Origin of the sequence: Bradyrhizobium sp. Rc3b (genome assembly GCF_900114915.1) — a bacterium.
In the GTDB taxonomy this organism is placed as follows: Bacteria; Pseudomonadota; Alphaproteobacteria; order Rhizobiales; family Xanthobacteraceae; genus Bradyrhizobium.
This window is the reverse complement of the sequence record NZ_FOUS01000015.1, coordinates 118,461-131,615: the sequence shown is the minus strand read 5'-3', so window position 1 is coordinate 131,615 and position 13,155 is coordinate 118,461. Positions and strand designations below refer to the sequence as shown.

General features: G+C 66.3%; 11 protein-coding genes. 6 read left to right on the top strand and 5 right to left on the bottom strand.

Annotated features, from left to right (window positions below):
* The first annotated feature begins 72 nt into the window (after nucleotides 1-72).
* The 6 genes from BM190_RS30980 (at nucleotide 73) to BM190_RS30955 (ending at nucleotide 6,965) form a co-directional block, all read left to right on the top strand.
* Nucleotides 73-720, top strand: a complete 648-nt coding sequence (locus tag BM190_RS30980) for an invasion associated locus B family protein (protein ID WP_018318943.1) — start codon at nucleotides 73-75, stop codon at nucleotides 718-720.
* A gap of 231 nt (nucleotides 721-951) precedes the next feature.
* Nucleotides 952-2,154, top strand: coding sequence for a dual-specificity RNA methyltransferase RlmN (gene rlmN / locus BM190_RS30975; RefSeq protein WP_092261472.1), 1,203 nt, complete (start codon nucleotides 952-954; stop codon nucleotides 2,152-2,154).
* A 164-nt stretch (nucleotides 2,155-2,318) separates the two neighbouring features.
* A complete protein-coding gene (locus BM190_RS30970) occupies nucleotides 2,319-2,813 on the top strand; it encodes a hypothetical protein (RefSeq protein ID WP_018318941.1) in 495 nt (164 codons plus the stop codon).
* 82 nt (nucleotides 2,814-2,895) lie between these two features.
* On the top strand, nucleotides 2,896-3,672 hold the full coding sequence (locus BM190_RS30965) for a phosphatase PAP2 family protein (RefSeq protein ID WP_018318940.1): 777 nt from the start codon (nucleotides 2,896-2,898) through the stop codon (nucleotides 3,670-3,672).
* 93 nt (nucleotides 3,673-3,765) lie between these two features.
* Complete coding sequence (gene argG, locus BM190_RS30960; protein WP_018318939.1) at nucleotides 3,766-5,103, top strand: argininosuccinate synthase; 1,338 nt, start codon at nucleotides 3,766-3,768, stop codon at nucleotides 5,101-5,103.
* 104 nt (nucleotides 5,104-5,207) lie between these two features.
* Nucleotides 5,208-6,965, top strand: a complete 1,758-nt coding sequence (locus BM190_RS30955; RefSeq protein ID WP_092261471.1) for an alkaline phosphatase — start codon at nucleotides 5,208-5,210, stop codon at nucleotides 6,963-6,965.
* 66 nt (nucleotides 6,966-7,031) lie between these two features.
* Here BM190_RS30955 and BM190_RS30950 read toward each other — a convergent pair whose 3' ends face one another.
* The 5 genes from BM190_RS30950 to BM190_RS30930 form a co-directional block, all read right to left on the bottom strand.
* Nucleotides 7,032-9,149, bottom strand: coding sequence for an OmpA family protein (locus tag BM190_RS30950; RefSeq protein ID WP_018318937.1), 2,118 nt, complete (start codon nucleotides 9,147-9,149; stop codon nucleotides 7,032-7,034).
* 186 nt (nucleotides 9,150-9,335) lie between these two features.
* The gene (locus tag BM190_RS30945) at nucleotides 9,336-9,578 is read right to left on the bottom strand and encodes a hypothetical protein (RefSeq protein WP_026202099.1); all 243 of its coding nucleotides are present in this window, start codon (nucleotides 9,576-9,578) and stop codon (nucleotides 9,336-9,338) included.
* An 84-nt stretch (nucleotides 9,579-9,662) separates the two neighbouring features.
* Complete coding sequence (locus BM190_RS30940) at nucleotides 9,663-10,049, bottom strand: VOC family protein (protein WP_092261470.1); 387 nt, start codon at nucleotides 10,047-10,049, stop codon at nucleotides 9,663-9,665.
* Between the two features lie 20 nt (nucleotides 10,050-10,069).
* Nucleotides 10,070-10,894 (bottom strand): FkbM family methyltransferase, encoded by an 825-nt coding sequence (locus BM190_RS30935; RefSeq protein WP_177237396.1) that lies wholly within the window; start codon nucleotides 10,892-10,894, stop codon nucleotides 10,070-10,072.
* A 273-nt stretch (nucleotides 10,895-11,167) separates the two neighbouring features.
* Entirely contained in the window at nucleotides 11,168-13,123 is a 1,956-nt protein-coding gene (locus BM190_RS30930; RefSeq protein WP_092261468.1) for an ABC transporter ATP-binding protein/permease, read from the bottom strand.
* Nucleotides 13,124-13,155 lie beyond the last annotated feature (32 nt).

The window sequence follows — 13,155 nt, the reverse complement described above, 5'->3', positions numbered from 1 at the left end:
GGTTATCCCTGCCGGGGGACAAAGCGCGGCCGGGCCATCTTCCAGTCACAATATTGAGGGAACCACTCCAGCATGTGGCGGGTGCTATCTTTAGCTTTGATGATCGGCATGATGACGTGCGGGATCGCCGATCTTGCGCGGGCGCAGACGACGCAACCGGCGCCGAAGGCCGCACCGAAGTCGGCGGCTCCGGCGGCCAATACGGCTGCAAAGAGCGCGGCAAAGCCCGAGAGCAAGCCTGCGGCCCCGCCCGCAGCGGTTGCGGGTGGCGCGGAGCCGACCCTGATCGGCCAGTTCGGCACCTGGGGCGCTTATTCGGCGACGCCCAACGGCAAGAAGGTCTGCTTCGCGCTGGCAAAACCCTCGTCGTCGAAGACCAATCCGCCGAATCGGCCGCGCGATCCCGCTTATGCCTTCGTCTCGACCCGTCCGGCCGAGAAGGTGAACAACGAAGTTTCGGTCATGATCGGTTACGCGCTGAAGCCAGGCTCGGAATCGTCGGTCGAGGTCGGCGGCGCCGCCTTCGCCATGTACACGCAGGGCGACGGCCTCTGGATCAAGAACGCGGCCGAGGAGGAGCGGATGGTCGAAGCCATGCGCAAATCCGCCGAGCTGGTCGTCAAGGGGGTCTCGGCCAAGGGCACCGAGACGACCGACACGTTCTCGCTGAAAGGCCTCGCCCAGGCGCTGGACAAGATCGCGCAGGATTGCCGGCGGTAAGGCTTAGTCCTTTAAGGCTAAGCGACAGCCACGGTCGCAATCGGCTGTTCCGGTTGCTATATAAGGCCGGTTCCAGATTTCTTCCGTCATTCCGGGGCGATGCGCAGCGTCGAACCCCGGAATCTCGAGCTTCCCCGGTGCGCAGTTGCGCACCTCAGGTCTGGTCCTCAGGGTCGCTTTGCGATCCCTTCGGACCATTCCGAAACGCCGCAAAACCTTTAGGTCCATTCAATGCAACCGACGACCGAGCCGCATAACGCAATCCTGGTGGAGAAGACGCCACTCGAGACCTATGTGCCGCCGGCGAGGCCTTCGCTGATCGGTCTGTCGCGCACGGAGCTTGCCGATCGCCTCGGCGAGGTGGGCGTCGCGCCGGCGCAGCGCAAGATGCGCGTGCAGCAGCTCTGGCACTGGCTCTATTTTCGCGGCGCCCAGAGCTTCGACGACATGACCTCGATCTCGAAGGGCATTCGCGCCGAGCTCGCGCAGCATTTTACGGTCGACCGGCCCGAAGTCGTGGCCGAGCAGATCTCCAACGACGGCACCCGCAAATGGCTGCTGCGTCTGCCGAGCGGCGACAATGTCGAGCGCGCTCATGAAGTCGAATGCGTCTACATTCCCGAGACCGATCGCGGCACGCTGTGCGTCTCCTCGCAGGTCGGCTGCACGCTGAACTGCTCGTTCTGCCACACCGGCACGCAGCGCCTGGTGCGCAATCTCACCGCCGGCGAGATCGTCGGACAGATCATGGTGGCGCGGGATCGCCTGAACGATTGGGCCGATCGCGAGGACGGCACACGCCGCGTCACCAATATCGTGATGATGGGGATGGGCGAGCCGCTCTATAATTTCGACGCGGTGCGCGATGCGCTGCTGATCGTCGGCGACAATGAAGGCATCGGCATCTCCCGCCGACGCATCACGCTGTCGACCTCGGGCGTGGTGCCGAACATCGTGCGCGCCGGCGAGGAGATCGGCGTCATGCTCGCGATCTCGCTGCATGCGGTGCGCGACGAGCTGCGCAACGAGCTGGTGCCGCTCAACCGCAAATATCCGATCAAGGAGCTGCTGCAGGCCTCCCGCGATTATCCCGGCGCCTCCAACGCGCGCCGCATCACCTTCGAATATGTGATGCTCAAGGGCGTCAACGATTCGCTCGACGATGCAAAACTGCTGGTGAAGCTGCTCAAGGGCATTCACGCCAAGATCAACCTGATCCCGTTCAATCCCTGGCCCGGAACCGCCTATGAATGTTCGGACTGGGACCAGATCGAGAAATTCTCCGAATACATTTTTAATGCCGGCTATTCCTCGCCGGTGCGCACCCCGCGCGGCCGCGACATCCTCGCCGCCTGCGGCCAGCTCAAGTCGGAGACCGAGAAGCTCAGCGCACGCGAACGGCAGGCACTGCGCGCCATGGCAATGACGGATTAGGTTGTCATGACCGCGCTCTCGCATGCTCGTCATTGCGAGGAGCGTAGCGACGAAGCATTCCAGACTGTGTCTGCAGACGTATCTCTGGATTGCTTCCGCCTTCGCCAAGGCTTCGGCGGACAAGTCGCTGCGCTCGCAATGACGACTACGGTGACTTCCTCCGCATGTCCCTGATCGGCCGCCTCATCGTCATCTTCATCGGCTTCCTCGCCGCCTGTTTCGTCGGCGGCATGATCGTGGTCGTCGCGCTGCTGTTTCCGGAGTTCGCCGATCTCGGCGCCGGCCCCGTCGATCAGGGCGCGATCGACATTTTGCTCGGCTTCGGCTTCATCTTCGTCTCCGGCTTTGCGCTGGTGCCGGCGGCAGTGATCGTTGCGATCACCGAAGCCCTCTACATCCGCAGCGCGCTCGCTTATGCCGTCGGCGGCGGCCTCGTCGGACTTGCCTGCTATCTCGGCCTCGTTCCCTTTCACTCCGACACGTTTCAGTTCGAAGGCATCGTGCGGCGCCATCTGGAGATCATGACCGGCGCGGGCATCGTCGCCGGCGTGGTCTACTGGCTGATCGCCGGCCGCAATGCCGGCGCCTGGCGCATCCCGCCGCCCCCGCGCCGACCGCCTCCGCCGCTGCCGTCGAATTCAAGGCCGGATGCAAGATGATGCTCTCTGACACCCTCCCAGGGGAGGATGGGCACCTTCACCGGGGTTTTCATGTCGTCGTCTCTCCGCTAAACCGCCCGCCATGAACCGGACTGGACTCTTCATCGCCCTGGCGCTGTGGCTCGTGATCGGCGTTGTTTTCGGCCTCTATCCCGAGCTCGATCTCAAGCTGGCGTCGCTGTTCTTCGACCCCCAAACCAAAACCTTTCCGCTCAAGCTGAACGACTGGGCGGGCTTTGCGCGTGACGCTGCGATGTGGGTCGCATGGGCCTTCGTGCTGCCCTCGCTTGTGGCGCTCGTGGTCAAGATGATCCGGCCCGACCGTCCCTTGATGGTGTCGGGTCGCGCGATCGTGTTCCTGCTGGTCACGATCATCATGTCGGCCGGCATCCTCACCAACCTCACCTTCAAGACCTATTGGGGCCGCCCGCGCCCGGTGGTGGTGACGCAGTTTGCCGGCGACCAGCAGTTCGTGGCGTGGTGGGATCCGCGCGGCGGCTGCGCGCGCAACTGCTCGTTCTTCTCGGGCGAGGGCGCGACCGCGTTCTGGACGCTGGCGCCGGCCGCGCTGGCGCCGCCGGCATGGCGCCCGCTCGCCTATGCCGGCGCGGTGGTGTTCGGCGCCGTCACCAGCGGGCTGCGCATGGCCTTTGGCGGTCATTTCTTCACCGATGTGGCGATCGCCGGTCTCGTCAGTTTCGTCGTGATCTGGTTTGCCTACGCGCTGATCTACCGCTGGCCACGGACCCGGTTCTCGGACGAGGCGGTCGATGCCGCCCTGACCCGGCTGAACATGCCCGCCTACCGGCTCCGCCGGCGCCTGTTCGGCGGCAAGACCGGTCCCGAACCCTCGGTTTAAGCCATTAAATGGGTGCCGAGCCCCGCGAAATTTGATATTCGCGCGGTCAACCCGTCCATGACATCAGCCCTTTGAGACCCGATTGGAAGCGCCATGACCACGATCCTGAAAAGCCTGCCCAAGGGTGAGAAAGTCGGCATCGCTTTTTCGGGCGGCCTCGACACCTCGGCGGCGCTGCTCTGGATGAAGCAGAAGGGCGCGCGCTGCTATGCCTACACCGCCAATCTCGGCCAGCCCGACGAGGCCGACTACAACGAGATCCCGCGCAAGGCGATGGAGTTCGGTGCCGAGAAGGCCCGGCTCGTCGATTGCCGCACGCAGCTGGTCCATGAAGGCATCGCCGCGATCCAGTCGGGCGCCTTCCATATCTCGACAGGCGGTATTACCTATTTCAATACCACCCCGCTCGGCCGCGCCGTCACCGGCACGATGCTGGTCGCGGCGATGAAGGAAGACGGCGTCAATATCTGGGGCGACGGCTCGACCTTCAAGGGCAACGACATCGAGCGCTTCTACCGCTACGGCCTGCTCACCAATCCCGGCCTGAAGATCTACAAGCCCTGGCTCGACCAGCAGTTCATCGACGAGCTTGGCGGCCGCGCCGAAATGTCGGCGTTCATGACCGCGCAGGGCTTTGCCTACAAGATGAGCGCCGAGAAGGCGTATTCGACCGACAGCAATCTGCTCGGCGCCACGCACGAGGCCAAGGACCTCGAGAGCCTCGACAGCGGCATCAAGATCGTCAACCCGATCATGGGCGTGCCATTCTGGCGCGACGATTGTGCCGTCAAGGCCGAGAAGGTCGTCGTGCGCTTTGAAGAAGGTCAGCCCACAGCGCTGAACGGCCAGACCTTCGCCGATCCCGTCGCGCTGTTCCTGGAGGCCAACGTCATCGGTGGCCGTCACGGCCTCGGTATGAGCGACCAGATCGAGAACCGCATCATCGAGGCCAAGAGCCGCGGCATCTATGAAGCGCCGGGCATGGCGCTCTTGCACATCGCCTATGAGCGCCTCGTCACCGGCATCCACAACGAGGACACCATCGAGCAGTACCGCATCAGCGGCATGCGCCTCGGCCGGCTGCTTTATCAGGGCCGCTGGTTCGACTCGCAGGCCCTGATGCTGCGCGAGACCGCGCAGCGCTGGGTCGCGCGCGCCGTTACCGGCGAGGTGACGCTGGAGCTGCGCCGCGGCAACGATTATTCGATCCTCAACACCGAGAGCCCGAACCTTACCTATGCGCCGGAAAGGCTCAGCATGGAGAAGGTCGAGGATGCCGCGTTCTCGCCGGCCGACCGCATCGGCCAGCTGACCATGCGCAACCTCGACATCGCCGACACCCGCACCAAGCTGAAGCTCTACAGCGACACCGGCCTTTTGTCGGGCAGCGAAGGCTCGCAGATCTTCCGGCTCGAGAGCGACAAGGGTTGAGGCCTTTTGCCGCCCGATCGGGCGATGCGCGACATAATGACGGTGTCATCCTCGGCCGTTAGGCTCCCCGTTTCCCCCGGAATGGGCATCGCGGAGCATCGAACATGGTCAAGGGATCGGCACTCGCCTCTCTCATCGTCTTGCTTTGGACAACGTCACTGTCGGCACAGACGATCTATCCGATCGATCGTGCCGAGATCCTGGCCGGAGCCCAATTCGACTTCAAGGTCGAATTCCCCGGGCCGGTCGATCCCGCCAAGCTGAAGGTGACGGTGAACGGCGCGGATTACGCGACCGCGTTCGGCCGTTCGGCGACCTTCATCGACCGCGAGGACGGCAAGGAGCAGTCGGCGCTGATCCTGCGCGACGTCACGCTGACCACGCCGGGCAGCATTGCCGTGGATGTGAGTGACGGCACGCGCCAGCGCAGCATCACGTGGACGGTCTACGACACGGGTCCGCGCAAGGCGAAGAACGTCATCCTGTTCATCGGTGACGGCATGTCGCCGGCGCATCGGGTCGCGGCCCGAATCCTGTCCAAGGGCATCTCGGAGGGCAAGAGCCGCGGCAAGCTCGCTATCGACGACATGCCTCACATGGCACTGGTGGCGACCGCGGGCTCGGACTCGATCATCACGGACTCCGCGAACTCGGCCAGCGCCTATGCGACCGGGCACAAGGCTGCCGTCAACGCCCTCGGCGTCTACGCGGACCGCACCGCAAGCCCGTTCGACGATCCCCGGGTCGAAACCATCACGAGCCTTGCCCGGAGGCGGCTCGGCATAGCGATCGGCGTCGTCACCAACACCGAGATCGAGGACGCAACGCCGGCGGCGATGGTCGCGCACACGCGCCGGCGCGCGGCCTATGACGAGATCGTCGAGCAGTTGTTCGCGGCCAAGCCGGATGTGCTGATGGGCGGCGGCAGCGCGAATTTCCTGCCGAAATCCGCCGCCGGCTCCAAGCGCAAGGACGAGACCGACTACATCGCGAAGTTTCGTGACGCAGGCTATCAGGTGGTGACCACCGCGGGCGAGCTCGGCGCTTCTGCCGCAAAGCCGGAGACCAGCAAGCTGCTCGGCCTGTTCGCCACCGGCAACATGGACGGCGCGCTGGATCGTAAATTCCTCAGAGGCGGCGGCGTGAAGAAATTTCCCGAGCAACCTGACTTGACCGAGCAGGTGCAGGCAGCGCTGAACATCCTGGCGAAGAACGAGGCTGGCTTCTTCCTGATGGTCGAGTCCGGAATGATCGACAAATACGCGCATTTGCTCGACATGGAGCGCGCCGTCTTCGACACGATCATGCTCGACAACGCGGTGCGCCAGACCCGTGAATGGGCGCGCGCGCGCGGCGAGGACACCCTCATCCTGGTGTTGGCGGACCACAATCATCCCAACAGCCTCGTCGGCACGGTGAATGACGACATGGGCACCGCGCCCAACGTGCCGCTGCGCGAGCGCGTCGGCGTCTACGATCAGGCCGGGTTTCCGAATTATCCGGCGCCGGATGCGGAGGGTTATCCGGCCCGCATCGACGTGAGCCGGCGGCTTGCCATCTTCTCGGCCAGCCTGCCGGACCATTACGAGACGTTCCGCCCGAAGCTCGACAATCCCAACGAGCCGACCGTGAAGGGTGCGGAGGACGGGACGTTCAAGGCCAACGACAGATACAAGGATGTTCCAGGCGTCGTGCTGCGCCCGGGCAATCTGCCGGCGATGATCGGCGCCAGTGTGCATTCGGGTGAGGACGTCATCCTGACCGCGACCGGACCTGGCAGCGAGCGCGTGCAGGGTTCGATGGACAATACGGAAGTGTTTCGCGTCATCGCGGATGCGCTTGGGCTTGCCGCCGCGCATTAAGGGCGAGACGCGCGCCAAACAAAAATGGCCGGGATTGCTCCCGGCCATTTTCTCGTTGCGAGGGACTTACTGCCGCGGCGGAGGCGCCGCGTTGGCCTGGCCGCCATTGAGCAGCGGCGTGATGTTGCGGATGGTCACGCGCCGGTTGATCAGGCTCGGCCCTTGCGACTGCTCCTTCAGATACTGCTCGCCATAGCCCTGCGACGTCAGGTTCTCCGCGGGCACGTTGAACTGCTGCGTTAGCAATTCGGCCGCGGACTGCGCACGACGGTCCGACAATGACAGATTGTCGACCTCGTTGCCGACCGCGTCGGTGTGTCCCTCGATCAGGAACACCGCGCGCGGGTTCTGCTGAATCGCCTGGTTGAGGCCGTCGGCGATCACCTGCAGCCGGGCCGCCTGGTCCGGCGGGATGGTCCACGATCCCGTCTCGAAGTTGATCGTGTTGACGTCGATGCTCGGCATCTGCATGCGAACATTGGGGCTGTAGCGGATCTCGTCGAGCGAGTAACGCCGATCGATCCGCTGTACCGGCGGTGCCACCATGGTCTGGTAGATCACGTCCGGCGATGCCTCCTGGGCGTCGACGATGTAGCGGTCGTAGGGAATGTTCACGACCGGCGGCGGCACGTCGACATAGAAGCCGCCGACTGCCCGCGGATCGCGGTAGGTGTTGTCGATGATGACGAGCTCGCCCCCGCGGGGGTCCCTGCGGATTCGCCGCCGCAGCGAACCGTCCGCACCGACCACGGTGATGATCTCGCTGCCGTCGGGACGGACCACGACGGTGCGGGTTTCACCGCCGACGGTGTCGGTGCGGATGTCACGGGCGCCATAGCGGAAGCGATAGAGGTCGTTGCCACGGACGTAAGCCTGCCCGCCCGGATCGCGGATGATGATGCGGTCCGGCTCGGTGTAGACGGTGCGGCCGCCTTCGACGACCTCGCGTCGCTGGCTGTGCATGTCGGCAATGGTGGCGCCGATCACGGCGCCGGCCACCACGCCTGCACCGATCGCGAGCGGGGTCAGGTCGCGTTGCTGTGGGCGCGGCGGAGGCGGCAAGGGCGCGGCGACCGTCGGCGCGGCCCGGAAGGCGGGCGCGACCGTCGGCGGCCTGTATTGTGCCCTGTCGGGCGGCGGCGCGGCGGCCGGTGTGCCAGGGACGACGGTCGGCGCGGCAGCGCCGGCGGGAGGCGCCGGCGGCCGGGGCGGGGCACCAGCCTGCGGGCCGGCAGGCGGGGTTCCGGCCGCGGGCGGCGTTGCACCCTGCTGACCAGGGGTTGGCGTCGCAGTCGGGGCCGGAGCCGCGCCGGGGCCCGGCGTTGCCGCACCCGGACGTCCGGGCGGTGGCGTCGGCGTGCTGCCGGGAGCCGGCGTGGCCGTCGGAGCGGGCGCGGCACCGGGAGCCGGCGATCCTGCAGCCGGAGGCGTGCCGGGACGTGCGCCGGGCGGCGGTGCGCCGGGGCGGCCCGCCGGCGGTGCGCCAGGCGTGCTGCCCGGAGCCGGCGTTGCAGTCGGCGCGGGTGTCGCAGTCGGGGCAGGTGTGGCGGTCGGAGCAGGCGCTCCCGGTCGCGCCGTCGGCGCTGCGGGTGCGGGAGAAGGCGTCGCCGCGGGGCCCGGAGCGGGGCGGCCCGGAGGCGTTGCAGCCGGCGGCGGCGCTGGTGGCGTCGGGGCCGGACGTGCTGCGGGAGGCGGCGGCGTGGGTGCGTGCTGCGGACCTGCAGCAGGCGGCGGTGCCGGCGGCGTGGGAGCCGGGCGTGCCGCAGGCGGCGGAGGTGGAGGTGTCGGGGCGTGCTGCTGCGGCGCCGCGGCCGGAGGCGGCGACGGCTGCTTCGGTGCAGCAGGCGGCGGTGGTGGCGGCGGGGGAGCCGGACGGGCCGCAGGTGGCGGCGGAGGCGGTGGCGGCGCGGCGGGACGCGGCGGTGCGGCAGCCGGCGGCGGCGCAGCGGGCGGGTGGGGCGGTGCAGCGGCGGGCGGCGGAGCGGCCGGGCGTGCGGGCCCAGCAGGCGGCGCAGCCGCGGGTCCCTTCGGCGGCTGCTTCGGTTTTCCGTCAGGGCCTGCATCTTGAGGCTGCGCCTGTGCGACCACGAGCGGCGGCGCACTTTGCGCTTGCGATGCGGAGCTTGCGAATTGCATCGCGGTCAGAGCCGTCGTCGCGAGCAGCACGAAACGAAGATTGGTCATGGTGGTGAACTTCCCCGGAAGGTTCTTTGACGAAGTGTTGGGATGAACAGCTACGCGTTAGGCCGGATTGTGGCGGGCGATGCGGTCGCGGCCCGATTTATTTCTGCACGGAAATCATGTCACTCCGGCAACGTTCATTGCGCATTCAGACGCTGGTTGCAATTGCCCCACATGTGATCGGCTGCTTCATGCGCGATCCCGCGGCGGAATTGCATCCGTCGCAGGGTTCGGCGTCAGCGGCCCGTTCGGCCCGCGCGATGGAATCTCTTCAGGCATGCGGCCCGGCAATTCGTCGGGCCGCGGTGGCGAGCCGGGTTCGCGCACCGGCGGCGTGATTTCAGGCTGCGGATTGCCCGGCGGAATGCCGGGCGGCGGTTCGGCTGGAGTCCCCGGAGTTGCCGGTGGAATCTCGGGCGGTTCGATCGGCATCGGCATCATCGGGATCAGTTGTCCGGAGAAGGACAACGATGATGCCGCGCCGATGTTCCCAGATCGCGTCGCGCTGGATCTGCCTTATTCCGGCGCGTGGCAGACGGCCTCGATGTTGTGGCCGTCAGGGTCGAGCACGAAGGCGCCGTAGTAGTTCGCATGGTAATGCGGGCGGATGCCGGGCGGGCCGTTGTCGCGGCCGCCGGCCGCGATGGCCGCCGTGTAGAACGCGTCGACGGTGGCGCGGTCCCTGGCTGCGATCGCGACATGCACCGGCTTGTTCATGGCGCCTTCGCCGCCGATCCAGAAATCCGGCTTGCCGTTGGCACCGAAGCCTGCGGCGGCAGCGTGGCCGGTCTGCTCCGCCGTGACCTCCATGATCAGGCCGTAGCCGAGCGGAGCCAGCGCCTTGGCGTAGAACGCCTTGGCGCGCTCATAGTCGGAGACGGAGAAACCCAGATGGTCGATCATCGTAACCTCCTTCGTCCTTGTCAGCGTGAGAGGAACGTATTGCTTCGCGTCTTGCGCATGATCGCGAATCCACGCGCGACCATGTCGGCAATACAATCCTGCTGCCATTCGTTTTGTGACAGATGCTCGATGACGACCGCGCGCGGCCATAGCGAGGGCGGCGCATCGCGGAAGAAGCCGATCAGCACGCGGTCCTCAAAACCCTCGACGTCGATCTTCAGCGAATCGACTTGGCGGACGCCGGCCTCGTCGAGAATGCGTGTCAGCCGCAGTGACGGCACCTTGATGGCCTCGGCGGTCGCCGTGCCGGTGACGACGTGCGTGGCGCCAAGATTGCCGCCGCCGCTCTCGATCATCAGCTCGCCGTCGCTGTCGCCGGCCGCGGCCTGCACCAGGCGCACTTGCGCCGTCTTCGACGCGGCGTGGTTGAAGGAAAGCCGTCCAAACGTCAGCGGATGTGGCTCGATCGCGACCACCTTGCCTGAGCTGCCGACCTGCTGCGCCATCACCAGCGCAAACGTGCCGACATTGGCGCCGACGTCGACGAAGGTGCCGCCCGCAGGGGTGTGCTGGCGCAGGAAGTCGAGCTCGTCGAGATTGTAATCGGGATTGAACAGCGCGCCGCGCTCGGTCGCGCTGCCCTGGTGATAGAAGCGGAACGATGCGCCCTGATATTGCACGTCGACCGGGCCGCCGCGCAGCAGGTTGACCAGCCGTGACATCCAGGGTCGGAATGCGCCGCGCTTCAGCCCCGACTGCTGTGCGAGGCGAATGATCGCAGCTTGCGCCGCATTGGGCGCGAACGCGCCGAACGGCGCGGACGAAGGGGTGTTGTCGGTCGTCAAGCAGGCGATCCTCGTTGCAAGCGGCGCATGCATAGCCGGTTTTGCGCGGGACTCCAACGCTCGATGCGAGCCACAATCTCGCTGTCGTCCCCGCGAACGCGGGGACCCATAACCCCAGTGAGGAGTCTGACGCGAGATGCCCACTCCGAGTCGTCGCCAAACTCCTCCCTGGGTATGGGTCCCGGATCTGCACGCAGCTCTAGGCAACGCTTCGCGTTACCTAGAGCTGCGCTTGTCCGGGACGACGGAGAGAATGCGTTTACAACGCTTTCCTCACGCCGCCTTCTTCGGTGCCTTGCGCTGCCGCAGGAAGCGGCCGAGCAGCCTGCGCTTGCCCTTGCGCGGGATCAGCTCGATGTCGCTGACGAGCTTGGCGCCGCCCTTGCGGCGCTCCAGCACGATCTTGCGGCTGTGGAAGGCTTCCAGCTCGGCGCGATGCGCGACGCTGACGATGGTCGCCTTCGGTAGCGCGTCGGTGACCGTCTTCATCATCTTGTCCTGGCTCTTCTCGTCGAGCGCCGAGGTCGCCTCATCCAGCACGACGATATCGGGGTTGTGCAGCAGCAGCCGCGCGAAGGCGAGACGCTGTTTCTCGCCGCCTGACAGCGTCTGGTCCCACGGGCCCTCTTCCTCGATCTTCTCCTTGAGATGATCGAGCCCGACCTTGTGCAAGGCTTCGCCGATCTCCTCCACGGTCCAGTGGTCGGCGGCGCCCGGATAGGCGACCGCGCGGCGCAAGGATCCGGAAGGCACGTAGGGCCGCTGCGGCAGCATGAACAGGCGCCGGTCGGGATGGAAATTCACGCTGCCGCCGCCCCAGGGCCACAGGCCCGCGATGGCGCGCACCAGCGTGCTCTTGCCGGTGCCGGATTCGCCGGCGACCAGCAGCCGTTCGCCGGGCTCGATCACCACCTCGGTCTCGCCGACCACGGCCGTGCCGTCGTCGAGCGTGACCGAGAGGTCGTTCAGCTCCAGCATGGCGTCGTTGCGGGTCTCGCCGCGCTTGATGCGGCCGAGGCCATCGCCTTGCTCGGCGCGTTCGAGGCCGTCGAGCGACATCATCAACGAGGCGATGCGGCGCGCGCAGGCATTCCAGTCGGCGAGCCGCGGATAATTGTCGACCAGCCAGCCGAACGCGCTCTGCACGATGGTGAAGGCGGAGGCCGCCTGCATCACTTGTCCCAGCGTCATGCTGCCGTCGAGGAATTTTGGTGCGCAAAGCAAAAGCGGCACGACGGGCGCAACCAGGCTCGATCCCTGCGACACCAGCGTGGTGCGCATGTGTTGGCCGGCGAGCCGCGCCCATTGCCTGAGCACGCTCGTGAAATTGCGGTCGATGCCGTCGCGCTCTTCCTCCTCGCCGCCGAGCAGCGCGATGCTCTCGCCGTTCTCGCGCACGCGTGTCAGCGTATAGCGGAAATCGGCCTCGGCCTGGTTCTTGCTCTCGGAGACCTGGACGAACTGATGGCCGATCACCAGGATCGAGCCGGACGCGATCGCGGCGTAGAGCATCGCGGCGATCACGAGGAAGCCGGGAATGGTGATGCTCGACCCGCCGAGCGTAACGGTGAGCGCGCCGCCGATGGTCCAGAGCACGACGATGAAGGTCGCGGCCGAGAGCAGCGCCGAGGTGACGCCCGCGAGGAAATCGACCGGCGAATCGGTCGCGATGCGCAGATCCTCCGCAATCCGGTATTCCGGATTCTCGTGGTCGCCGCGGACGAGGTTGAGCTGGTAATAGCGCCCGTTCTTGAGCCATCGTGTCAGCACGCTTGCAGTCAACCAGGCCCGCCAGCGCCGCTGGATGCCCATGCGCGCGAACACCTGGATGACGCCGAGCACGATGCTGCCGATCGCAAGCGGGAAGAACAAAGCGGTGAGATGGAAGACGGCGGTCGCATCGCGTTTCTCGATCGCGTCGAAGATCGCCCGGTTCCAGACATTGATGCCGTACTGGAAGCCGACGGTCAGGACGATCAGCGCGCCGAGGCCGAGCGAGAACGGCCAGGCGAGGCGATCGCCGTTGCGGCCCCAGAAGCCGCGCGCGCTGATCCAGAACCGCGTCAGCAGATAATCCTTGCGGGCCTGCTCGGCTTCCTCGGGCGTTAGCTCCGGGTCAGGCTCGAGCAATTCCGGCGGTGGCGCGGCGACCTCGTCGCCATTCTCCCCCTTGATCCCGACGATGGGCGGCTTTGGGTCTTGTTCGCGCTTCGCGGCCGGCTTGTGCATGAGCGGACAACGCGAAGGAAATCAATCGGTTC